24 protein-coding genes and 1 riboswitch are annotated in these 23,465 nt (G+C 59.4%); of the genes, 15 read left to right on the top strand and 9 right to left on the bottom strand.

Translation table 11 applies throughout. The annotated features are described in order from the left end of the window. Positions 1 to 160 precede the first annotated feature (160 nt). Positions 161 to 412: an antitoxin gene (locus IIC71_12385; protein MCH7669980.1), complete on the top strand. Its 252-nt coding sequence runs from the start codon at positions 161 to 163 to the stop codon at positions 410 to 412. Then, entirely contained in the window at positions 409 to 837 is a 429-nt protein-coding gene (locus IIC71_12380; protein MCH7669979.1) for a type II toxin-antitoxin system VapC family toxin, read from the top strand. Before IIC71_12385 ends, IIC71_12380 begins: the two co-directional genes overlap by 4 nt. 2 nt (positions 838 to 839) lie before the next feature. Here the strand turns inward: IIC71_12380 and IIC71_12375 are convergent, their stop codons facing one another. Continuing rightward, positions 840 to 1,814: a hypothetical protein gene (locus IIC71_12375; GenBank protein ID MCH7669978.1), complete on the bottom strand. Its 975-nt coding sequence runs from the start codon at positions 1,812 to 1,814 to the stop codon at positions 840 to 842. A gap of 116 nt (positions 1,815 to 1,930) precedes the next feature. Here IIC71_12375 and ychF point away from each other — a divergent pair, with 116 nt between their 5' ends. The 6 genes from ychF to IIC71_12345 all read left to right on the top strand — a co-directional run bounded on the left by ychF (position 1,931) and on the right by IIC71_12345 (position 8,828). Continuing rightward, entirely contained in the window at positions 1,931 to 3,022 is a 1,092-nt protein-coding gene (ychF, locus tag IIC71_12370; protein ID MCH7669977.1) for a redox-regulated ATPase YchF, read from the top strand. A gap of 108 nt (positions 3,023 to 3,130) precedes the next feature. Then, positions 3,131 to 3,862 carry a hypothetical protein gene (locus tag IIC71_12365; GenBank protein MCH7669976.1) on the top strand — a complete coding sequence of 244 codons (732 nt, stop codon included), beginning with the start codon at positions 3,131 to 3,133 and terminating at the stop codon, positions 3,860 to 3,862. A gap of 94 nt (positions 3,863 to 3,956) precedes the next feature. Beyond that, the gene (locus IIC71_12360) at positions 3,957 to 4,931 is read left to right on the top strand and encodes an IS481 family transposase (GenBank protein MCH7669975.1); all 975 of its coding nucleotides are present in this window, start codon (positions 3,957 to 3,959) and stop codon (positions 4,929 to 4,931) included. A gap of 175 nt (positions 4,932 to 5,106) precedes the next feature. After that, positions 5,107 to 6,150: a methyltransferase domain-containing protein gene (locus IIC71_12355; protein ID MCH7669974.1), complete on the top strand. Its 1,044-nt coding sequence runs from the start codon at positions 5,107 to 5,109 to the stop codon at positions 6,148 to 6,150. Positions 6,151 to 6,165: 15 nt separating this feature from the next. Continuing rightward, positions 6,166 to 6,756, top strand: a complete 591-nt coding sequence (locus IIC71_12350) for a TetR/AcrR family transcriptional regulator (GenBank protein MCH7669973.1) — start codon at positions 6,166 to 6,168, stop codon at positions 6,754 to 6,756. Then, positions 6,753 to 8,828, top strand: coding sequence for an alpha/beta fold hydrolase (locus IIC71_12345; GenBank protein MCH7669972.1), 2,076 nt, complete (start codon positions 6,753 to 6,755; stop codon positions 8,826 to 8,828). Before IIC71_12350 ends, IIC71_12345 begins: the two co-directional genes overlap by 4 nt. Positions 8,829 to 8,840: 12 nt before the next feature. Here IIC71_12345 and IIC71_12340 read toward each other — a convergent pair whose 3' ends face one another. Together IIC71_12340 and IIC71_12335 are read right to left on the bottom strand one after the other, a co-directional pair. Next, on the bottom strand, positions 8,841 to 9,608 hold the full coding sequence (locus IIC71_12340; protein ID MCH7669971.1) for a DUF4097 family beta strand repeat protein: 768 nt from the start codon (positions 9,606 to 9,608) through the stop codon (positions 8,841 to 8,843). Next, positions 9,605 to 10,045: a DUF1778 domain-containing protein gene (locus IIC71_12335; GenBank protein ID MCH7669970.1), complete on the bottom strand. Its 441-nt coding sequence runs from the start codon at positions 10,043 to 10,045 to the stop codon at positions 9,605 to 9,607. The genes IIC71_12340 and IIC71_12335 overlap by 4 nt, the downstream gene beginning before the upstream one ends. A 362-nt stretch (positions 10,046 to 10,407) precedes the next feature. Beyond that, positions 10,408 to 10,537, top strand: a riboswitch (TPP riboswitch). On the opposite strand from IIC71_12335, the gene IIC71_12330 reads away from it, so the two are divergent. The 4 genes from IIC71_12330 to IIC71_12315 all read left to right on the top strand — a co-directional run bounded on the left by IIC71_12330 (position 10,532) and on the right by IIC71_12315 (position 14,902). Further along, the gene (locus IIC71_12330; GenBank protein ID MCH7669969.1) at positions 10,532 to 11,185 is read left to right on the top strand and encodes a thiamine diphosphokinase; all 654 of its coding nucleotides are present in this window, start codon (positions 10,532 to 10,534) and stop codon (positions 11,183 to 11,185) included. It overlaps the preceding riboswitch by 6 nt. Next, positions 11,182 to 12,273: a thiamine ABC transporter substrate-binding protein gene (locus tag IIC71_12325; GenBank protein ID MCH7669968.1), complete on the top strand. Its 1,092-nt coding sequence runs from the start codon at positions 11,182 to 11,184 to the stop codon at positions 12,271 to 12,273. Before IIC71_12330 ends, IIC71_12325 begins: the two co-directional genes overlap by 4 nt. Before the next feature lie 23 nt (positions 12,274 to 12,296). Continuing rightward, entirely contained in the window at positions 12,297 to 13,925 is a 1,629-nt protein-coding gene (locus tag IIC71_12320) for an iron ABC transporter permease (protein ID MCH7669967.1), read from the top strand. Continuing rightward, a complete protein-coding gene (locus IIC71_12315) occupies positions 13,922 to 14,902 on the top strand; it encodes an ABC transporter ATP-binding protein (GenBank protein ID MCH7669966.1) in 981 nt (326 codons plus the stop codon). Before IIC71_12320 ends, IIC71_12315 begins: the two co-directional genes overlap by 4 nt. On the opposite strand, the gene IIC71_12310 is transcribed toward IIC71_12315, so the two are convergent. Next, positions 14,899 to 15,456 carry a cysteine hydrolase gene (locus IIC71_12310; GenBank protein MCH7669965.1) on the bottom strand — a complete coding sequence of 186 codons (558 nt, stop codon included), beginning with the start codon at positions 15,454 to 15,456 and terminating at the stop codon, positions 14,899 to 14,901. The two genes, IIC71_12315 and IIC71_12310, sit on opposite strands and share 4 nt — an antisense overlap. 19 nt (positions 15,457 to 15,475) lie before the next feature. After that, positions 15,476 to 15,955 carry a YbaK/EbsC family protein gene (locus IIC71_12305; protein MCH7669964.1) on the bottom strand — a complete coding sequence of 160 codons (480 nt, stop codon included), beginning with the start codon at positions 15,953 to 15,955 and terminating at the stop codon, positions 15,476 to 15,478. A gap of 30 nt (positions 15,956 to 15,985) precedes the next feature. Between IIC71_12305 and IIC71_12300 the strand changes: the two genes are divergently transcribed. Continuing rightward, positions 15,986 to 16,363 (top strand): ACT domain-containing protein, encoded by a 378-nt coding sequence (locus IIC71_12300; protein MCH7669963.1) that lies wholly within the window; start codon positions 15,986 to 15,988, stop codon positions 16,361 to 16,363. On the opposite strand, the gene IIC71_12295 is transcribed toward IIC71_12300, so the two are convergent. The 4 genes from IIC71_12295 to IIC71_12280 all read right to left on the bottom strand — a co-directional run bounded on the left by IIC71_12295 (position 16,356) and on the right by IIC71_12280 (position 20,442). After that, positions 16,356 to 16,913 carry a 5-formyltetrahydrofolate cyclo-ligase gene (locus IIC71_12295; GenBank protein MCH7669962.1) on the bottom strand — a complete coding sequence of 186 codons (558 nt, stop codon included), beginning with the start codon at positions 16,911 to 16,913 and terminating at the stop codon, positions 16,356 to 16,358. The genes IIC71_12300 and IIC71_12295 overlap by 8 nt on opposite strands. Further along, positions 16,910 to 17,815: an SDR family NAD(P)-dependent oxidoreductase gene (locus tag IIC71_12290; protein MCH7669961.1), complete on the bottom strand. Its 906-nt coding sequence runs from the start codon at positions 17,813 to 17,815 to the stop codon at positions 16,910 to 16,912. Before IIC71_12290 ends, IIC71_12295 begins: the two co-directional genes overlap by 4 nt. A gap of 63 nt (positions 17,816 to 17,878) precedes the next feature. Then, positions 17,879 to 19,072: an MFS transporter gene (locus IIC71_12285; GenBank protein MCH7669960.1), complete on the bottom strand. Its 1,194-nt coding sequence runs from the start codon at positions 19,070 to 19,072 to the stop codon at positions 17,879 to 17,881. 191 nt (positions 19,073 to 19,263) lie between these two features. Continuing rightward, a complete protein-coding gene (locus IIC71_12280) occupies positions 19,264 to 20,442 on the bottom strand; it encodes a YcaQ family DNA glycosylase (protein ID MCH7669959.1) in 1,179 nt (392 codons plus the stop codon). 52 nt (positions 20,443 to 20,494) lie between these two features. Between IIC71_12280 and IIC71_12275 the strand changes: the two genes are divergently transcribed. Together IIC71_12275 and IIC71_12270 are read left to right on the top strand one after the other, a co-directional pair. Then, a complete protein-coding gene (locus IIC71_12275) occupies positions 20,495 to 21,247 on the top strand; it encodes a 1-acyl-sn-glycerol-3-phosphate acyltransferase (protein MCH7669958.1) in 753 nt (250 codons plus the stop codon). Between the two features lie 274 nt (positions 21,248 to 21,521). Then, a complete protein-coding gene (locus IIC71_12270) occupies positions 21,522 to 23,441 on the top strand; it encodes a tetratricopeptide repeat protein (GenBank protein MCH7669957.1) in 1,920 nt (639 codons plus the stop codon). Positions 23,442 to 23,465 lie beyond the last annotated feature (24 nt).

Below are 23,465 nucleotides of genomic sequence, written 5' to 3'. Positions count from 1 at the left end.
CGTCTGTCCACGAGAGCGCTGAGCAATATATGTGAGCCATCTCCAGACCATCCATCACCACTCGCGGTGATTCCGCACCACTAAAGAAGGAAACGAGGCTGCCCGCTCGTCTAATTGAATGATGCTATTACATCAATCAAGATGATGCTATGATGCATCAATGAGAACGACCATCACGCTCGACGCCGACGTTGCGCTCCTCGTCGAGCGTTCAATGGAGCAACGCGACCTGACTTTCAAGGAAACGGTTAACCGGGCCATCAGGGATTCGCTCGGCGAAGACCGACCGCTTTATAAGACGCCGACATACTCAATGGGTAGCCCCCGCAACGTGGATCTCGACCGCAGCCTTGCCCTTGCCGCCGCGATGGAGGATGAGGAAATCGTCCGGAAACTCGACCTACGCAAGTGAAGCTTGTCGACGCAAACGTCCTCCTCTACTCCGTCAACAAGGCCTCCCCACATCATGATGCCTCGAGGACCTGGCTGGACGAAGCCTTGAACGGATCTGATGCAGTCGGATTCGTGTGGCTCGTATTACTTACGTTCGTGAGGATTTCCACCAGCCGTCGCATATTCGCCCACCCACTGGATACTGATGTGGCGCTCGATCTCGTGCAGCTGTGGACTAGCCACCCCAACACGACAACGCTTCATCCAGGACCAAATCATCTCACGTTGCTTCGACAACTGCTCGACGAAGCGGGTACATCCGGCAACCTCGTGAGCGACGCTCATCTGGCAGCTATCGCCCTCGAGCGGAAGGCCACAGTCATCACGTTCGACGCAGATTTCGGGCGCTTTGCCGACGTGAAATGGTTTACTCCCGGCCGGTAGGCCTAGACGGCGTCGACGGCGGTGACTGCCCACGCAAGACCGTCGGCGGGGTCTTCGATGGCCATGTGGAAAGACCAGCCACCGGTCGCATCGCCAGCGTCCCACACGTAGAAATTGAGATCAGCGATCGCTTCGCCGATCTCGTCCGGGTCCATGTGCGGGGCGTCATCCAATCCAGCAAGGCACACCATGGCCCACCACGCCAGCGAACGCCCAACCGGCGTCCCCCGACGCTTGCCGTGCGCCCCACCGCTCGCCGCGGTCCACACCATCACCGAAAGCGCCTGCTGGGGTGTCACCCGCACAATTCGTACTCGCCTCGGGCCAAACGCTTTGATGGCTTCGAGAGCCGACCCCTCGACCACGTTTGCCTCGACTTTGCCATTCGATGTGTCCCACCAAGGTTGCACGAGATCAGTGAGCGCCTCGGTCGCGGCATCGTCGTCGAGCACTTCGATAGCGTCGGGCAGTTCAACCCACTCCATGATGGGAATCTCCGGATACGGAACATCGACTCGGGACTCGCCATAGGTCGCGACTTCATAGGACGGCTCCCACGCAAGCCTTTCGAGCGGAATGTCAAGCATCAGGTCCACGGCATCACCCGGCACGTCGCCTCGCAGCGCCCGCTCGTATGCAGCAAGAGCTGCAACCTGACCTTCGGGAAGATGTTCGCGCATCTCGTCCCAATTCTTCACCGACGCCGCTACCTCCCACAGTGGACCGATCGCGCTCGAACGGCCGTCGCCACTCAGGGCATCGCTCAGGTATGAAGCTGGTGCGTCGCGTGCCGTTCGATAGTCCACGTAGTGCGCGACACCCCAGAGCTGCTTGCCGCGGTCAACGGCGTCGCGACATTGATCCCGAATCTCAACGAGACCATCCCAGTCCTGGGCATCGCAGGTGCGCTTCACAAACACCAGCAGGCCGGCGAGGTCGCTGCCCTCTATCAACTCCATGAGATACTCGTTTGCCATGAGCACGAAACGTAGCAAGGCTCACGCCTGGAATGGAATCGTCGGTGCCCACGGCGAGTATCCTTTTGGCCGCGTCCCATGGACGCACTCCCCTGTCTGACTGGATCGGATCAACCATGGGCTTCTCGTGCGGCATCGTCGGATTGCCAAACGTCGGAAAATCGACTCTGTTCAACGCACTCACCGCTGCGGGTGTGCCCGCTGAGAACTACCCATTCTGCACAATCGACCCCAACGTCGGCGTCGCAACAGTTCCCGACCCACGACTGGACGCACTCGCCGCAATCGTGAACCCAGGGCGGATCGTGCCAACCGCAATGGAGTTCACCGACATTGCTGGATTGGTGAAGGGCGCAAGCCAGGGGGAAGGCCTCGGTAATCAGTTCCTCGCCCATATCCGCGAGACCGACGCGATTGCTCACGTCGTGCGCTGTTTTGAGGATGACGACGTGGTCCATGTCGATGGAACGATCAACCCAATTTCGGATATCGAAATCATCTCGACCGAGCTCGCGCTTGCCGATCTCCAGACGGTCGAGAAGGCGTTAGTCCGCCACACGAAGAAGGCGCGTGTCGGCGACGTCGATGCGAAGTCGATCGTGATGACACTCGAACCTGTGCTTACCCACCTCGGGGAGGGCGACCCGGTGCGGTCTATGGATCTCAGCACAACCGAACGAAAGAACCTGCGCGAACTTCACCTCCTCACCGCAAAACCCACGATGTATATCGCCAACATCGACGACTCCGGCGAGGCCAACAATTCGCATGTCGCCGCAGTCGAGGCCTACGCCACTGCGGAGGGGTCTGCACTGGTGATCATTTCGGGCCGTCTCGAGGGAGAGATCGTAGAACTCGACGAGGCTGACAAAGCAGAGTTCCTCTCTGAAATCGGCGAAACGGAACCCGGTCTCAACCGGGTTATCCGAGCCGGCTATGCATTGCTCGGGCTTGGTACGTTCTTCACCGCAGGCGAAATGGAGGTTCGGGCGTGGACCATCCCCGCCGAAACCACCGCACCGCAGGCGGCCGGGGTGATCCACACCGACTTCGAGAAGGGCTTCATCCGCGCCGAGGTCGTTGCATACGATGACTTTGTTGAGCACGGCGGCGAAGCCGGGGCAAAGGAGGCGGGGAGATGGCGTCTTGAGGGCAAGGACTACATCGTTCAAGAGGGTGACGTTGTCCACTTCCGCTTTAACGTGTGACCCTTGCTCGACCGCCACGCCACCCGCGAAACGGCCTGCCCCACTGGTTCCGAAACACCCGTACACTCGTGACAGACGAACACTGGAGAGACTTTGAAACCGGGTCGGATGCTCACTCAGCCACTTGGCCTCGTGACCTTTGCCGCGGCGCAGATCGCACGAATGGCCCGCAGTGCCGCGTGGCCATCGCTTACCAATCAGGACCCCGCTGGCGTCTTTGGTGACCCGTCAAATCCCACCCTCAGGCTGGTCGTCATCGGTGACAGTTCTGTCACGGCCCCTGGCGTACAACCGCTCGACGGCTGCTGGGTACGCCACGCGGCAAGGTCACTGGCGCAGGCGTACTACGTCGAGCTCATCAACCACGCAGTCGGTGGTGCCAAAATCGCCGACGTACTGAGAGAACAAATCGGACCCGCTTTGGCGGACAGCCCGCATATGCTGCTGATCTCGATCGGTGGAAACGACGCTCTGCGTGGAACGCCACTCAGACGCTTCGAGGACGACTACGAACGTTTAGCCGACATGGCGAGCGGCATCCCTACAGCGATCGCCGGAATCGGCGACTTCGGATCGATCCCCCGGCTTCCTACTTTTGCAAAGTCGATCGCATCGGTGCGCTCGAGTTCGATCAACAACGCTATCACAAGGGTGGCCGTCAACCATCCTCACATCGTGAAGGCCAACGCCAGACATCCACGTTTTGACAAGTTCTTCAGCGATCCTGACCGGTATTTCGCCGCCGACCACTTTCATCTCTCCGCAGAAGGTCATCGGCTGATCGCCGAAGCATGGGACGAGATCATGCCCGACCTCGTTGCAATGTACGAGGCTATCTAGTTGTACTCGGCCAGGACGTTGGTGACAGTTCTTGCATAGGTGAAGACCTCCGAGTGAAGTGGTGATTGCTGTCAACACCCACTTGGAGGTCTTCATGGGTCACCGTAATGCGCGGCTCACAGTTCATGGTCGCCGGTTGCTCGTTCAACGGGTCCGTTTCGAGGGGATGCCTGTTGCCCACGTTGCCAAAGCGATGGGTGTATCTCGCCAATGCGCCCACCGGTGGGTGGCTCGTTTCGATGCCGAGGGCGACGCCGGGTTGGAGGATCGGTCGTCGAGGCCGCATTTTTCACCTACCCGCACACCCGTTGAGGTAGAGCGCCGGGTGGTTGCAGCGAGGCGGGTGTTGCGCGTCGGCCCGGATCGGCTTGCCGACGACCTTGGGGTCCCGGCTCGGACGATCAGTCGGATCCTACGTCGTCATAAGGTGCCGTATCTGTTTGAGTGCGATCCTCTCACCGGTGACGTGATCCGTTCTTCAAAGGCCACAGCAATCCGTTACGAGCGTGACCGGCCTGGCGAGTTGATCCATGTCGATGTCAAGAAGATCGGGCGTATCCCTGACGGTGGAGGCTGGAAAGCATGGGGACGCACCATGGGATCCACCTCAGCAAAGAGGAAGCAACGAATCGGATACGACTACGTGCATTCAGCAGTCGACGACCACAGCCGTCTCGCCTACTCAGAGATCCACAACAACGAGAAAGGCGACACCGCAGCAGGATTCCTTAAGAGGGCCGCGGTGTTCTTTCGAACCTGTGGCATTGAACGCATCGAGGCAGTGATGACCGATAATCACTGGTCCTACACCCGAAGCTACGCCGTCAAAGACGCCATGAATGTACTCGGAGCCACCCACATCACCATCCGACCCCACTGCCCTTGGCAGAACGGCAAAGTCGAACGATTCAACCGGACACTGCAAACCGAATGGGCTTACAAGCAAGTCTTCACCAGCAACAGCGAACGAGCTTCAGCCCTCCAGCCATGGCTCGACTACTACAATCACCAACGCAACCACGGCTCGCTCGGACGGCGGCCACCCATCAGCCGAGTGTCACCAACCTGATGGCCGGGTACAACTAGACGCTGCTGACCAGCACCCGTCGCCTTCCAGTTGGAGCCTCGAGATCTCCCTGTTGACGGATGGAGAACGATATCGTATTGTTCGGTCGACCGACCGATACTTGCAATTTGGCGAAATGAAGGTCGGCCCGGTTCGGAATCGTAGAGGAGAGGGATTCATGAACGAACAACAGATAGAGGAATTTGTGTTCCAGGTTGTCGGCGACATCGGTGCTTGTATGTCAGGGCCGCTGGTGCTGATTGGTGATCGGCTCGGGTTGTGGACAGCCATTGCTGACAGCGACGGCGTCACATCGACGTCCCTGGCATCGTCCACAGACACCAGTGAACGGTATTGCAGGGAGTGGCTAGCAGCCATGGCTGCGTCGGGGTACGTCGACTTTGACGGCAGCGACGGCTTCAGCATGAACGAGGCGCAGCAGTTGGTGTTCTCCAACCCAGAGAGTCCAGTCTTCCTCCAGGGCGCGTTTGAGGTCAGTCAGGCGGGATGGCTCGACGAGGAGCTCGTCAGCGCGGCATTTAAAAGCGGAGAGGGCATCGGCTGGGGCGAGCACGCCAATTGTTTGTATTCTGGCACAGCGCGCTTTTTCAGGCCGGCATACACCCACCACCTCGTTCAGGACTGGATACCGGCGGTTCCTGGCATGGTCGCGAGCTTGGAGAACGGTGGTCGCCTGGCAGACATCGGTGTCGGTCTCGGCGTATCCACAGTCGTGATGGCAAAGGCCTTCCCTAAGGCAACCTTCGTTGGGTTCGATGTCCACGTTCCATCAATCACCGAAGCAAAGGAGTTGGCCCACCGCGAGAGCGTAGCGAACGTGTCATTCGAAGTGGCTGACGCAAAGGGGTTTGGCGGGAAATACGACTACGTATCAATGTTCGACTGTTTGCACGACATGGGCGATCCGCAAGGAGCGATCAATTTCGCTCTCGCTCGCCTGGCGAACGGCGGTAGGCTCATGGTTGTGGAGCCATTCGCAAACGACAAGCTGGCAGACAATCTGAATCCGGTCGGCCGGGTCATGTACTCCGCTTCGACGTTTTTGTGCACACCCAGTGCGCTCAGCCAAGAGGGTGGTGAGTCTCTCGGCGCTCAGGCAGGAGAGGCCCGCCTACGAAAGATCGCCGAGGCAGCGGGAGCGTCGTCATTTGAGCGAGTCGCCGAAACACCGTTCAACATAGTCTTTGCGATCGGCGCATAGGCTCGGAGGCACGTTTTGGCATCCTTGGAGACCGTGGACAAGATTCTTGCCGCGGCGCGGACCCGCCTCCTCGCTGATGGATTCGCAGCACTGTCGACGCGGAAGGTTGCCGAAGAGGCAGGCGTGCCGCTGTCGCAGATTCACTACCACTTCGGGTCGAAAGACGAGTTGATCCTCAGCATGTTGCGGGCTGAGAACGAGACGCTCCTGCAGCGACAAGCGGAGATGTTCGGGCGCGATCTGCCCCTGTGGAAGAGATGGGACATTGCATGCGACTATCTCGATGAGGACCTCAAGTCCGGATACGTGCGTGTACTCCACGAAATGATGGCAGTCGGCTGGTCGTCAGAGCTTGTCGGCAAAGAAGTGAGGACCATGATTCTCGGCTGGAACAGAGTGCTGACCGAACTCGCTGCGAGTGCTGAAGCCCAGGGTCTAAGACTCGAACCGTTCACAGCAGCAGAAATAGCAGCGCTCACCGGCGCAGCTTTTGTCGGTGCCGAGTCAATGATCCTCCTGGGACTGGACAGCCAGCTCATGCCCCTGCGAAACGCACTGCGACAGATCGGAAAGCTAATCAAGAGCATCGAAAAGGAGTCGAAATGAGAGCGCGATATCCAGATTCTGAAGGGTTCGTTGAGCGCAACGGCGCGAAGATCTTCTACGAGGTATACGAAAATGACGGACCGACAATTCTGTTGGCACAGTCGTGGCAAACGTTCTACTCCCGCCTCTGGAAGATGCAGATCCCCTACCTTGCGAGACACTTCCGGGTGGTTACCTATGACCCCGTGGGGAACGGCAAGTCTGATCGCGATGTTGAAGCGGCGCGACTCAAGACATCCGAAGTGATCCTCGACGCGATCGCCGTGCTCGACGAGACTGGGACTGAGACTTGCGTCGTGTCTGGGTTGTCGTACGGTGGCGGTTTAGTCGTCGCCATGGCGGCTCTGCACCCAGATCGTTTCGACGGGTTCATCCCGATCGCTGCATCCCACCCGTGGGGCGTACCACCCGAAGAAGGCGACGAAGTACGGGCGAAATACGGACCCACATTCTGGCGGGATGACTGGCGGGGCTTTGTCGAACCTTTCTTCGACGCGTGCAATTCCGATCCGCACTCGACGAAAGGATTCGACGACACCGTCGGTTGGGCAATGGAAACAACGGGCGAGGTCGTTGCGCGCCAGTCCGAAGCCGGTCCGGGTCTCGACCTCGAAGAACTTGAGAAGGCTGTCCGGGCACTCGATATACCGTGCCTCATCATCCACGGAACCGAGGACAAGATCATCAACTACGAGAGCTCCGTACTGCTCCAGAGAATGATTCCCGGCGCCACACTGCTCACGATCGAGGGCTCGGGTCACATCCCCATCGGCAGATACCCGGTTCAGATCAACCACGCAATCAAAGACTTCATGTACCGCGTGTACCCCCGGCAACGCCCGGATGCCGCGTGGCACATCGGTAACGCCCGCCCCAAGCGCCTACTGTTCATATCGTCCCCGATTGGGCTCGGCCACGCTCGGCGGGACGTCGCGATCGCCGAACAACTACGCACTCTGCACCCTGATCTTGAGATCGATTGGTTGGCGCAAGACCCCGTGACTCGTGTTCTCGATGCTAGCGGCGAGACCATCCATCCTGCGTCATCGTTGATGGCGAACGAGTCTGCTCACATCGAGAGCGAGTCAGGTGAGCACGACCTCAACGTGTTCCAGGCGCTGCGCAACATGGACGAGATCCAAGTCGCCAACTTTATGGTGATCGACGAGGTGATCCGAGACGGCCAGTACGACGTCGTCGTTGCCGACGAGTCTTGGGAGATGGACTACCACCTCCACGAGAACCCGAATCTCAAACGGACGGCGTACGCATGGCTGACGGACTTCGTTGGTTACATTCCCATGCCCTCGGGCGGTGACCGCGAAGCGTTTGTCGCTGCGGACTACAACGCTGACATGATCGAGCAGATCGCCAGGTATGGGCGAATAAGGGACAAGGCAATATTCGTTGGTAACCCCGACGACATCATCCCTGGGACCTTCGGCCCCGACTTACCGGAGGTCAGAGACTGGACAGAGAAGAACTATGAGTTTGCAGGTTATGTGACCGGTTTCGATCCGCTCGCGCTTGGCGGACGAGACCAGCTCCGTGCCGAGCTCGGCTACCGTCCCGACGAGCCAGTGTGCATCGTCGCGGTGGGTGGGTCAGCGGTAGGCATTGATCTGATTCGTCGTGTTGTTGAGTCGTTCCCCCAGGCTGCCGGCGCGGTGTCCGATCTCCGCATGATCGTGGTCACCGGTCCGCGCATCGATCCTTCGACATTGCCCGATGTGAAGGGTGTCGAGTATCTCGAGTATGTGGACAAGCTATACCGAAATCTTGCGGCTTGCGACCTCGCCATCGTGCAGGGCGGCCTCACGACCACAATGGAGCTCACGGCATCCAAGGTCCCCTTCATCTACGTGCCGTTACGCAACCATTTCGAGCAGAACTTTCACGTGAGGGCCCGTCTCGACCGCTATCGCGCGGGCCGGTACATGGACTACGAGGATGTTGTCCCCGACAACCTTGCATCGGTCATGGCGGAAGAGATCGGCCGGGACATCGACTACGTCGACGTCGAAACCGATGGAGCCGCCAAGGCTGCAGCGATGATCGGAGAACTCATCTGATCTTCAGCGGCGCTAGACGCCGCGAAGGGTGACGTCTCCCGACATCCCCACGGCGCGGATCGTAATCGTCTTTTCGTGATTGGAGCCGTCGCTCTCGGGCAGCCGGTTTCGCAGACCGCCAGCAAGAAGTCGAAGGTCAATCTCGAGCCTGCGGCGACGGGGGATGCCGAGAACTACGTCGCCTGACATCGTCTTCATGTCGAATGTGGCGCCGTCGAAGCGATCAATGGTGAGATCTCCGCTAGCGGTCTTGAATGTGACCGCGCCGTCGACGGATGCAATCCGGACACCGCCCGAAGCTGAAGCAATCGACACCGAACCACTCACGGTCTTCGCCCGTACGTCTCCCGAAGCTGTTACGACACCGAGGGCACCCTCGATGTCGCCGAACGAGCAGTCTCCCGAAGCCGCTCGAATGTGGACGTCGCCCAGCACGTCTCCAGCTCTAACGTCTCCGCTGGCCGTCGCGACGTCGAGTCCGAAAACGGCGGTCCTGATGTGGACGTCCCCCGACACCGTGCGAACCTCGACTGTGGTGTGCTCAGGAATCGTCACGGTGAGTCGACCAGAACTGAAACTCAGCAACCGGCCGCTCGGGGCAGTCACCGCGACCGAGTCGGCTGATTGAGTGACGATGTAGTCTCCGGCATTTTCGCCATCGATGCGAATACCTATTTCGCCCGCCGGCCCCCCGATAACAGTGACATCTTCACTGGACACAGCAATGTCTATCTGCGGTTTACCGCCGACCGAAAATGTCTCGACTCGTTCGCTGCTCATGTGTCGATCGTGCCTGTAAAGCGATGACTCTTGCGACGCGAGGCCTTCGAGCGAAGTGCCTTGATAACAAATGCGTTCACAGAGTCGCCGTAGACTGAGGCTGCTGCTTCAAGGTCACTTTTCAAGCTCGTTGGCAGTCGGACGGTGATTCGGGCTTCGAGATCCTCATCGGGTGTGACCGGCTCGGCCCGGTCCTCAGCAATCACGAGCTCGGGCTCGCCGCCACGCAACGCAACCTCGACACGGTGCCCGGGGAGCTGTGCGCTCACTTCGTGCGCTGCCTGCTCCGCGAGAGCAAATGTCGCTTGACGCAATGCCGGTTCGAGAGACGCGAGTAGTACTTCACCAGCCTTGATTACACTCTCGTCGCCGCCAGCGAGTTGCAGCTGCATCGTGACGGCGGCTTCCAGGTGCCGAAAGACTGCGGTTGTATCCATGCCTGTTATCTCGCGATCTCTAGCGTTTTGCGGAATCCCTGGCCAGGCGGGACATGTGCCGCCTGAACCGATTTTCCGATTCCCGTCGCCTCACCTCGTACTCCGACCATACGTAGTCGATGTTGTTGTACCACAGCATGTTGTTCTCCTAACTTCGCTCGACATCGTTGTGATGTCACAATGATGTCACAATGACGCCAACATGTCAAGTGAGTAATACAATGCTCGCTTGCTGAATCGGAACCGTATAGGTGTGACGTCGCCAACGGCGACCCCACGCGAGATCGGGCACCGCTCCTGCGAGCGCCCATTCCTGGCCCGCGTCGCCGCAGAGAACACCGCCAACGGGTACACTTAAGGGAACACACACCCCGGGGAGCTTGGGAACGCCAAGCTGAGAGGGTGGCCGGAGTCGCCATGCGACGGACGCCACTGACCCGCAGAACACCTGATCTGGGTAATACCAGCGGAGGAAGCGAGTGGCCGATGAGAGCAACATCTCTACCGGCGGTCTTGATCCTGCACGGAGAACTGGCCGCGACGATTGACTTGGCAGACATTACTGAATCCACGTACGTCGTTGCCGTCGACGGCGGTCTCGCCCACGCACGCCGCCTTGGACTGACACCGGACGTCGTCGTCGGCGATATGGATTCGGCCACGGACACTGACCTTGCCTGGGCACAAGAAGTCGGTGCACAGGTCGACGTTTCGCCCACAGACAAGGATCAGACCGATCTCGAACTCGGACTTGGATACATCACGGCTCGACACTCCAAGGTTGTGGTGATGGGGGGCGAAGGTGGAACCCCCGGGCACCTCTTTGGAAATCTGTTATCCCTGGCAAGCGAGCGTTGGGCGCACTCCACGATTGAGTGGCGGATCAAAAACGCGACGGTACGAATCCTTCATCCCGGCAAACCGTGGGTCGTGTCCGAGCACACTGGCGAGCGAGTTTCCCTTCTCCCCGTCCACGGGCGTGCCATCGGGGTGACAACCACCGGGTTGCAATGGTCGCTGAACGGTGCCGAGCTCCGAGCCGGGCAGTCACGGGGGATTTCGAACAAGACAACCGAGGTGCCGGCGACGGTGTCTCTCACAGACGGTGTATTGGTCATCGTTACGGAGGACGTGCTATGAAAAAACAAACCCTGGTCACAACAATTCTCGCTTTCATGCTGGTCACCGCAGCGTGTACCGGGGGTGCGAGCAATGTCACCTCGCCCACGTCGGGCGTCGACTCCGACACATCCTCAGTCCCGGTGGCGAGTCGGGTCGTGGTGATGACGCATGAGTCGTTCGCAATCTCGGACGAAACACTGGCAGCGTTCACCGATCAAACCGGTATCACCGTAGAACTACTGCCATCTGGTGACGCCGGCACAATGGTCAGCCAAGCGGTGCTCACAAAAGATAACCCCCTGGCCGACGTTATTTACGGGTTCGACACCACGTTCCTCTCCCGCGTACTCGAAGAGGGCATTCTCGTGGCGTATACGTCGGCAAACGCGGGTGCGCTTGACCCGAACCTGTTTCTCGACGAGTCGGGAAGAGCCACACCGGTCGACTTCTCCGACGTCTGTCTCAACTTCGACAGGGCAGCATTCGCGTCGACTCCCCCGCCCACCAGCCTGAACGATCTCACCGACCCGAGTTTTATGGCGATGACAGTCGTTCAGAACCCGACTACGTCGTCACCGGGCCTGGCGTTCCTCCTGGCGACGATCGAGATCTTCGGAGAGGAGGGCGATTACACATGGAAGGATTTCTGGGCGGACCTAGTGACCAACGATGTGTTGATCGTGGCGGGGTGGCAAGAAGCATATTGGGGTGAATTTTCCGGTGCATCCGACGGAACACGGCCGATCGTGGTGTCGTACGCATCATCACCCGCCGCCGAGGTGATATTCGCAAGCGACCCGATCACCGAAGCGCCCACTGCGGTGATCGCCGACGGTTGCTTCCGACAGATCGAGTTCGTTGGCGTGATCAACGGCGCCGCCCATCCGGCCGCAGCTGAAGCGTTTGTCGACTTCATGACCGACGTGCTCTTCCAAGAAGACATTCCGCTCAACATGTTTGTCTTCCCCGCCAACACCCTGGCGACGTTACCGGCAGAGTTCGTCGAGTTCGCCACGTTGCCTGACAACCCGGTGACCATGGACCAGGACCGTATTGCAAAGAACCGCGCTCGCTGGCTAGATGAGTGGCTAGAAATCGTACGATGACACCAGACACGGGGATGTAGCCGATGTCTCGGCCCGGCATCCGCGCTTGGAGTGTGCTGCGCTTCGCTGTTCCGGTCGTTTTTCTGGGCTGGTTCTTCATCTACCCGGTGACATCCATCCTCGTAAAAGGCCTCGGAAACAGCGACAGCTCCCCCATTGCAACGATCGTGTCAGTGTTTAGCCGGGGATCGGTACGGCGCATCGCGTGGTTCACGCTGTGGCAAGCGACCGTGTCGACAATCCTCACGCTGCTCATCGCCCTCCCGGCGACGTGGGTGATGGCGCACCGCACGTTTAGGGGTAAGAGCACCCTGCGGGCGTTGCTCCTCGTGCCTTTCGTTCTCCCGACCGTGGTCGTGGGTGCCGCATTTGCTTTTGCGCTCGGTCCGGCGGGGCCATTCGGCATCGATCTGCGCAGATCGGTTTGGGCAATTCTTATCGCCCATATCTTTTACAACGTTCCCATCGTCATCAGGACGGTGAGCGCCTTCTGGGAGCGTATCCCAGCGGAGCTAGGTCACGCTGCTCGTTCTCTCGGCCAGTCGCCGGTTCACACATTCATGCGAGTAACCCTGCCACTGCTGCGACCCGCGCTATCCGCCGCCGCGGCCATCGTGTTCTTGCTCACGTTCACATCGTTCGGCGTGATCCTCATCCTGGGTGATATCTCGCACAGCACCCTCGAAGTCGAAATATGGCGACAAGCAACCGGCCTTCTCCGCTTTGACGTCGCCGCCGCCCTCGCCATCATGCAGCTCGCGGTCGTCGGAGTCGCCCTCGCGCTGTACACGAGATATGAATCTCGCAAGAGCGTTCGGTTCGAAGTCAACCAACTGTCGCACGCGCGACCGTTCACAAAAGGTCGGGACCGCATCATCGGTGTCGGAATTCTCGCCGCAACCGCCGTCGGCCTCGCCGGACCGATCCTGGTTCTGTTCCGAACGGCATTTCGCATCGACGGCAATTGGACCCTTGGTGCGTTCACGTCGCTCACCGCCAGGACGGCTTCAACTGGTCTCTTTGTCCGGCCAAGCGAGGCGCTCGCCAACACGGCGCTGTTCTCGGTTGCCGCGGTGCTCATCGCGGTGGGCATCGGCACACTGATTGCAGTGACGCTGACACGTCTCCGACCTCGGCTTGCCGGTGCTCTCGATACGATCGTCATGCTGCCCCTTGGTACGTCTGCCGTCACCATCGGTTTTGGTATGTTGGTCGCCCTCGACACACCGATCGACCTGCGCACAGCGTGGATTCTCTTGCCGATCGCCCACGCCCTTGTCGCCCTACCGTTCGTCGTGCGCGCCATGGTGCCGGCGCTTCGTTCGATCTCGCCAGACATGCGGTCTGCTGCTGCGACACTTGGCGCAGGCCCCCGCGAAGCGTGGCGCCGTGTGGAGTTCCCCATTGTCAGAAACGCCATCGTGGTAGGCGCGGCGTTTGCAACGGCGGTTTCGGTCGGCGAATTCGGGGCGACATCGTTCCTGGTGCGCCCCGACCGACCGACGCTTCCGATCGCGATCTTCAAATTACTCAGCCGACCCGGACCGATAAACCAGGCTCAAGCAGCGGCTCTGGCGACCATCCTCGTAGCAATTGTTGCGGTCGCAGCGTTCGTGTTGCAGCGCGCCGGAGACACTGGAGAACAGATATGACGCTGGAGATCGGCGAACTCACCGTGAGGTACGGGGATATTACGGCAGTTGACAGTGTCACACTCACCGTCGAACGGGGCGAGGTCCGCGCGCTGATGGGCAAGTCTGGGAGCGGAAAGTCGTCGCTTCTGAGGGGGGCTGCCGGGATCGTGCCGGTGTCGTCCGGTACGGTTGACATTGGTGGGCGCGACGTTACAGACCTGCCCACCCATGAACGACGGATCGGACTGATGTTCCAGAGCTACGCTCTCTTTCCCCATCTCAGCGTTGCGGCCAACGTCGCGTTTGGTGTCTCGAAACTGCCGAACACCGACGAGCGAGTTGCCGAACTGCTCAGCATGGTTGACCTCGCCGGGTTTGAGAATCGCCCTGTCGGCGACCTATCGGGCGGTGAACAGCAGCGGGTCGCGTTGGCGCGCACATTGGCACCATCACCCGATGTCTTGCTCCTCGATGAACCGCTTGGGTCGCTCGACACGGCCCTCCGCAAGACGCTCCTGACTGATATGGGAGCGATTTTCGGAGCATCGGATATCCCCGTCCTCTACGTCACGCACGACCCCGACGAGGCATTTGCCATTGCCGACTCGATCACTGTGCTGTCAGATGTCGGCACGGTGGACGCCGAAGGCACACCCCGAAGTCTCTGGACCACTCCCCCGACTGCCATGACGGCTCGGCTTCTGGGGCGCGAATCGGTCACCGTCGCTGCCGACCTTCCCGAGACAATCGCTGGCAACTTAAGCGGGCCGGTGCTTGTGCCAACCGAGGCAGTGCGGCTTACAGAGACAAACGTCGCGCCGACAGATCGCTTCGACGCCACGGTCCTACAGGTGGTGTTTGCTGGCTTGACCTCCCGGGCAACGGTGCAGTGCGGCAAGGCCACTCTCACACTCGACACCACGGCCGACCTTGCGCGAGGTCAACGTGTGCAGATTGCGATCGACGCAACCGCGGTGATCCCTTTGGCCGGCTAGCTGACTAGTTCTGCTGTTCTCAAGACTTGGCAGAAGTCAGCAGCGAGGACGATCTCCGTGGTGCGGGCTAGCTCACGGGCGCGCAGTGTGGTGCCGTCATTGGCCGTGAGGTCGAACGTATGGGTTGCGTCGATGATGAACATCACACTGAGCCCCAGATCTGACGCCGTGCGGGCGGTTGTCTCGCAACACATGTTGGTCTGAATCCCGCAGATTGCAATGCTGGTGATCTGGTGGCTCGCCAACCATTTCATCATGTCAGGGTTGCCATAGAGCGCCGAATGCACGCTTTTTACCACGAGCAAGTCTGGTTCGCCGGTGAGCATGTCCTTGAAAGCGTATCCGGGATTATCCGGATGCAAAGGAGACTCTGGGTCCTTGCTGGCGTGTTGCACGAAGATGATGGGCCAATCCTGTTCGCGCCACGCGGCGAGCAAAAGTGCAATATTGCCCTCACAGTTCGGATTGTTTCTCGGCCCCCAATAGTCCTCGTCGTCCATCCCCTTCTGCACGTCGATAACCACGAGTGCTGTTGCCCGTGACCAATCGTTCATGTGTTCATCCTCCATCAGCTCATCCAGACTCGGCAACGTCCACCCACGTCGCTCTCGCTATATCGACAAGTGTGGTCAGCGGCATCGGAAAAATCGTCGACGGGGTCCCAGCCGCCACCCATACCTCTTCGTTGCGCTTGAGAGATTCGTCGACGTATACCGGCACGTCCGTCACATGGCCGAAAGGTGGGGTGCCACCAACCGCGTAGCCTGTCGCCTCCCGAGCGGTTTCAAGATCTGCCCGACGGACCTCCTTGACGCCTATCAACTCCGCGAGCGCCTGGGTATCAACACGGCGGTCGCCGGACATCAACACCAATATCGGCTGGCCATCGCCGGTAAGGACGAGCGACTTGACTATCTGGCTGAGATGGCATCCCGCTGCTCTAGCAGCGTCCTGACTGGTCTTGGTGCCCTCGGGAAACACCCTTGGAGCAGCGACATATCCCAGTGCGGCACTGCGGTCGACAAATCGTTGGGTTGCGGCAGGTAACGTCATATGCAAAGCCTACCGGACCCTCCCGAAAGTATGCACGCTCTAACTCTTGAACTTCACCCAGTGGGACTCGCCGTGGTGCGCCTACCCGCCGATGCTGCTATCCCTGCGTGGGCTCGAGGGAAGTTCGTCTCGATCACCCGAACGCCACACGAACTTTCTGTTGTCTGTGACGCCTCCGACGTGCCCACAGACGCCTGGGATAGTGACCCCTGGAACCGCATTGAAGTTGCCGGCCCGTTAGCCCTCACCGAGACGGGGATATTGTCGAACATCGCAGCGTGCCTTGCCGATGCCGAGATTCCGATTTTCACAATCGCCACGTATGACACAGACCACATCCTCGTGCGCCAACGTCATGCTGACGGCGCCGCCGCAGCGTTGCGGTCCGCTGGACACACCGTCAACTGATGCCGTTCTCCGTAACTACGGCATCCAATCGAACATCGTGGCTTCCTGAAGGAATGTCGAGCTCAACGAACACATCGGAGGCAGCAATGCCGATCGTGATTGTGTTCGGCCCGATTGAAGACAGCAGCCTGTCGTAGTACCCGCCTCCGTGACCGATCCGCCGCATTGCAACATCGAACACCAGCCCGGGTACGAGTGCAACGTCAATCGACGTCACGTCGACTTCGCGACTCCTTGCAACCGGCTGCTCGAAGCCATACCGATGAGTCTCCATTCTTGACCCGAGCGGATGCACGGTGAGTCCGCCCCGGGGGGGCGTCCGGGTCACCGACCATGTGATGTCCCGGCGACGCTGATGCAGCGGCGACAGGTCGACTTCGTTGGCCATTGGGAGATACGAGAGGACCTTCGCACCGATTTCTAGCTCGTCGATATTCGACAAGACGTCAACGACGGCCCTCCCGACCTCTTTCCAGTCGATTCCGCGACGTACGGCTTGGGCCCAGCGCCGCCAGTCTTCTTTACCGGCGTTGACCGGTGGGTAGGTCACGAAGGCATCAGCCGCGGCGCAAGTTTCGCAAACTCGTCCTGGCTCGACGAGGGCACCATGTAGCCGTCTTCACTGCGGATCTCTGTCAGGTGTTGCTCGATGTCGTCCACGGTGAGCGGACCGTCAACGGCAGGTTTGACGTATCCGTCGGTGAGCCCGACAAAGAAACGGCTGACGGACCTGCCACCGACCGACCAGATCTCTCCTGACAAGGTGTTCGTCTCTGAGGCGAGGTAAGCAACTGCCGGCGACACCGCCGAAGGAGCGAAGAGGCCCTGCATACCGGAGAGGAGATCTTCGGTCATCCGAGTCTGTGCAATCGGCGCGATAGCGTTGACCATGATGTCGTACTTCGCGCCTTCGATCTTGATGACCTGCATGAGACCGATGAGACCCATTTTGGCTGCGCCGTAGTTGGCCTGGCCGAAGTTTCCAATCAGTCCTGACGCCGATGACGTGAAAACGATGCGCCCGTAGTTCTGGTCTTTCATAAGGCGAAACGCCGGCTGCGTGACATAGAACGCTCCGCGAAGATGAACATCGAGGACTGCATGCATGTCGTCAACGGACATGTTCGCAAAACTCTTGTCGCGCAGAATGCCGGCATTGTTGATCACGATGTCAATACGACCGAACTCTTCGATCGCCCTTTCGATAATCGCTTCGCCGCCAGAAGGATCGGACACTGACGAGTGCTCGGCGACCGCAGCACCGCCCGCCGCTTTGATGTCAGCCACCACGCGGTCAGCTGCACTTGAGCTCGCACCTTCTCCGTGCACAGATCCACCGAGGTCGTTGACAACCACCGCAGCGCCAAGACTCGCAAGAAGCAACGCATGCTCGCGTCCAAGGCCACCACCAGCCCCGGTGACCACCGCAACCCGGTCTTGAAAATTCACCATCTGGGCATCTCCTACATCTCGTCGTACACAGACGTTAGCTGGGGGTTATCGGCAGACAATGGTTCACGGCACACTGGGCGCGACAGCCGCGGGACCGAGCGTGTTCACGACACCGAGGCGGCGGTTTCCTACCCAGTACAGAGCCAGACCCACGAGCGTTAGGCCTGCAAGCGTGGCGTACATTGTCTGATAGGAGGTCGCCTCGATGAGAACACCCAGAATGGGTGCTGCGACCAACGGCCCCACATCAAAGAGGGACGTGAACAATGCCATCGACGAGCCCCTGTCGGCGTCGGAGACCCTCGTAATCGCCTGCGAATACAGGATCGGAAACGCAAACCCGTGACCGATACCACCCAGCATCCCAGAAAGAATCACTCCAGCGATACCCGAGCTAAGCGCAAGAACGAGGAACCCGACTGCCACGAAACCAACGGCTGGAAACAACACTCGGTTCTCGCCGATGCGGGCGGGTAGCCATGCAAGACTGAGCCGCAGTACGACAGCAGTTGCAGCGTATGCGCCGAAGAACAGGCCAACCGAACCGACACCGGTTTCTTCGACAAACGTCTTGAGAAACACAAAGTATCCGACCAGTACGAACGAGAACACAAACGTGAGCCACCACACGGGCAGCAGTTGTCGTCTAGACACCACGTGCCTGAAACTGGTTCTGCTCGCGGCTTCTCGTTGAGTCACGCTTTCAGGCAAGAACCACGAGAACACCAACGACGCCGCAACGAACATGGCAGCGACGATGAACAGGGTGTCATAGTTGTTGTCCCTGAGAGCCAAATCGCCTGCAATCCCTCCAAGGGCGAGCGGCGCTAAACCAGACACCCCAAACAGCGCCAACCCTTCTGTGCGTCTCGACGCAGGCACGACGTCTGCGCCGTATACGAGTAGCACCGCAAACAGTGATCCTGAAGAGACCATCTGGATGCCCCTAACGATATACAACAGCGGTCCGACCTCAGAAATCAGGAGGAACGCCAAGATCGCCAGCAGATCTACAACGGCCGCTGTCAGGACGACAGGCCTGCGGCCTACCGTGTCGATGAGCCGGCCAACTACCGGTCGCAGCGCGATAGCGAACACCGACCCGAAACCCGCAATCAACCCGATGACACCTTCACCCGCACCAAGAGTCTTGAGAAACCCCGAGAGGTGAAGAAACATTGCAAACGCAATCCCCTGAAGCAGGTTCGCCGAAAACACGATGAGGAACATGCGGGTAATGAGGCGCTCGCGAGACATGACGGAAGTCTACGACGATCCTTACGGCCCAAGTTCACATGTGAGGCCCGTCCTGCCAGACAAGCCTGGTCACGCCCCTATCGGCCATCGCTGACACACGATTCATGCTGCGGAAGCAGTGGAAAACCTTTGATGTTTCGATCTCGCTTCGCGACTGCCGAGGTAATCAGCGCGGAAACGCCGAACCCGAGTTAGAGCAGCTTCTGGAGTGGCTTGGTCAGATCGCCCCACTTCGAAACGGTGTGGCCTTGCAATCCGAGCCAAGACGCCACGTCTTCGAGATGCGGTGCGAGGGCTGCGGCGACACGGACCAAATCCTGGTCAGGTTGGAGGTGCGCTGATTGCACCATGAGCACAGACCCTTTGCGGTCTGCCTTGAGATCGACCCGGGCCACAAGCTCGCCGTCGAGTAAGAACGGCATCGAGTAGTAGCCAAACTCGCGTTTCTCCTTCGGAACGTATATCTCGATGCGGTATCGCATCCCGAAAATGCGTTCAGCCCTATCGCGCTCCCACACCAGCGGATCAAACGGACTGAGGAGTGTTGCACCGCGGATCACCCTCGGTGTTGGAGTGCCCGGGTGTTTGTACACCGGGTCCTTCCACCCGCGAACGTCGACCCGCTCGATGAGTCCCTCGTCGGCGAGCTCTTCAAGGATCGGTCGCGACCGGGGTTTGTTGAGCCGGTAGTAGTCGATCAGGTCGTTCCCCGTGCCGATGCCGTGATGTCGTGCGGATTCGACGAGTAGATACCGGTGCGCTTCGTGGCGATCTATGACAGGCTTGAGTACTTCCGAAGGAACGCGGCGTTCGGTGATGTCATACACCCGCGTGAATCGATGGTCCCGCCATGCGGTGATCCGCCCACACGCAAGTAACCACTCGAGTGCGATCTTTGCGTTGCCAAGGCCCCACCACGGCCCTGTGCGGTCGTTGCCCTCGGTGATATCGGCGACACGCAGCGGCCCATGTTCGACGACTTCGCGGTACACGCGGTCGATGAGATCGGGATCGTGTTTTGCTGCTTTTTGGACGACGCCCCACGGGTGCATATCTTGCATGCGCCACCTGAGGTAGCGAATCAGGTCAACCGGCATTGCGGATGCTTCGTGACCCCAGTACTCAAGCATCTCGCCCTCTGTTGCTAGCCACCTGTCGAGGCGTGCCTGGTCGTACGTGCCAAGACGGGCAAAGAACGGCATGTAGTGGCTGCGTACTGCAACGTTCACCGAGTCAAGCTGGATCAGGCCAAGGCGCTGCACGACGGCCCGGAAGTGCTGCTCCGTTACGTTCCCGGAAGGGCGCGGCGCGGCGAATCCTTGGGCGCCAAGGGCGATGCGGCGCGCCCGATCGGAAGAGATTTCAGCCATTGCGGCACCATACACGATGCCTGTGGTACCCGCCGCGCTACGATGATGCACCTTGAACTATGTGAAGACCGTAGCCTTGACCATCCGGACAGCTCTGCTTATCGGCATCTTTTTTGTCTGGGTCATGATCCTGTCTGCGTCCGTTGTCGTTGCGTCATGGATTAGGAAAGACAGCGCGACGTCCGAACGGTTCATTCGAATCTTTGCTCGGTCGTTCTTGCTGATGGCGCCCGCGAGTTTGTCGGTAGACGATAGGTCGGGGCTCGTGGGCAACGACGGTCCATACGTTTTCGTCTCTAACCACCTGTCGAATTTCGACATACCCGTCGTGTTTCTGACCACTCGGCACAAGATCCGCTTCCTCGCCAAGAAGGAGCTTTACAAGATCCCGGTGTTTGCCCAGGCAATGGATGCTCTCGGCATGATCAAGATCGATCGCCAGGGTGGAGCGACAATTCGCGAAACAATCAACGCCGGTGTTGAAAATGCTCGCGACCGCGGTCTTTCGCTGATCGTGTTCCCAGAAGGCACCCGCAGCGTCACCGGTGACGTCCAGGTCTTCAAGTCAGGTGCGTTTCGCATCGCAATTGACACCGGGATGCCAATCGTGCCCATATCTATTCATGGGACTTGGGAGATATGGCCGCCGGGCGTGCGGTTCTTCCGGAGTGGGAAGATACATGTCATCGTGCACGAACCGATTGAAACTGCAGGTCTCGGCGGCCCCGACGTGAACCGGATTCGCAAACTAGCCCACGCCACAATCGCCACCGGTCTCGAAGAACTCCGCGCACGTCACGCGTAGCCCCGTCGCGTCCCAACATCGATCATCCGCTTAGTCATACACCCCGGTCATCCACGTCATGCCATCACGGACCTCACACAAGAAGGCTCCCGCCGACGTCACTATCTGATACCGGTTACAGGGTGCATCTTCGCCCGCGCCCGTATAAGGGAGTGCCAACTCGGACGGACGGTAACGCCGGCCGTGTTGACATTTCCTCGTTCGTCGAGCACCATCGGTATCAGGGCGGCTGCGGATCGGCACGGCACCTGTCAACGACATTGGGGAGTGAAACGTGAACCAGGAACCGCCTCTCGTCGGGGAATCAAGGATCTTGTTGGTTGACGGCCTGGTTGATCTCTTTGACCAGGTCAACAAGACCGGCGAGCCGCTGTGGGTGTCACTTGAGGCGCCGTCTGGTTGGGGAAAAACTCGGGTCGCACGCGAGTTTTTCGGCCGGCTGGCCACTGAACGCCAAACCGATCCATACTATTGGCCCGCTTCCATCCTCGAATCTGCACGGGGAAGCACGTCCGGTGTGCACGATCGTCGCAAACGAGTTTTTCCAGAAGTTGTGAACCGGCAGGCGGGCTCTCTCCCGGACTGGTTCTGGTGGGGGATTTCGTGCTCAACCAGGCGCGGCGTCCCCGATCAAGCGTTGGTTTCCGATCTCGCGCAACTCGCCGACCATGAGGAAGCACTTGAGATTTCATGGCGAGGACTTGTGGCGTTCAGCGACCGTCACAAAGAACGGTACCGAGAATGGCGAAATGCGGTTGCACATGAAACCGCCATGGAAGGCATGGGTCGATTGGTCGAAGTCGTGGCCGGCTTTTCACCTCCGTTCCTAGGGCTTGGTGCCAAGATGTTCGTGTGGACGAAGAAGGCGATCGATGGCGCACATGGGCGGCGGAAGTTCTTGGGTTCAGAGACCACCATCACACCTGGCGCCGAACGCGGAGATGTCATCGATGACACTGCCGCTCTGTTGACGCGGATGGCCCGCCCGGGGCTACCAGCTGTTCTGTTCATCGAAGATGCCCACGACGCTGATGCTGTTCTCGTCGAGCTCCTCAACCGACTCATGCGCTCAGACTCGGCAATCCTCCTCATCACCACGACATGGCCGGAAATGCTCGATGATGCAAGCCGAAACATTTCGAGCCTATTGGCCACAGTCACTCCCACGAGGATTCTTCGCGTTAGGCACGACCGTGAAGACAGTAAGAGACTTCCATCGGGAGCCGGCCTCACCGAAATCGCGCATTCGGATCTCGGCACGATCGTCTCTTTCTATTACCCGAAAACCGATCACTGCACAGTCGACGCGCTTGTAGACCGCTACCAAAACCCTCTCCCGCTCGAACTCGTCTGCCTGTTGCCCAAACATCAGCGTCGGTTCCGAAGCGGCGGGGCCCTCGAGATCTCTACAACTGAAGTCGCTCAGCTACCCAGAACTGTGGAAGATCTCTACCGCGAGCACTGGCGTCAGTTGCCCTCCTTGGTTCAGAGGAGTTTGATACTTGCGGCGTGGAGCATCCCGAGCAGCATCAGTGACGACGCTGTTCTGAGCGACAACCGTTGGCACACCAGCACGTTGCTCGAAGTACTCGAACACCTCAACCTCGACGACATCGACGACCTCAAAGAGACATTGAGCACGTCGGCAACGTTCTATGGGTGGGCACGAGATGTCGAGGACGTATTCCGGCGTTTCTCTGAGCCGGTGCAACGCGAAATAGCCCTCATTGCTGGCGAACCAACCGGAAAGCATTTCTTTGAAGACGAACTGATCGCTTTCCGCACAGCTCTCGCAGAAGCCGCTATCAAAGAGATGTCTTCGGAGCCAGTGTCCGATGCCGAGCACTCTGCGAAACTTGTCCTGGCGTTGTGCGCCGACGGGACGATAAAGCCAAGTGCCGCCGTCGTGTCCGCGTCGCTGATCCAGATGGCGGCGTTGAGGCCCTTTCCGCGGGAACTCCAGAACGTCATTCGGCTCGGAGAGGCTGCAATGTCCGCGGCAAATGCCGCGGACATCCCGTCCGGCCAGAACGGAATCATGTCCGTCAGAGAAGGCATAGCGTCCGCGTTGGGTGAGTCGGGGCAGGTTGATGAAGCAATCAAACAATTCACCACCCTGCTCAAAGACCGCCAACGTGTCCTGGGACCGGACCACCCCGACACCCTCACCACCCGCAACAACATCGCATCCTGACTGGGTGGGTCGGGGCAGGTTGAT

The organism is Acidobacteriota bacterium (genome assembly GCA_022562055.1).
Taxonomy (GTDB): Bacteria; Actinomycetota; Acidimicrobiia; order Spongiisociales; family UBA5794; genus BMS3BBIN02.
The sequence above is the reverse complement of the archived record's forward strand: the minus strand, read 5'-3'. Positions and strand labels throughout refer to the sequence as shown.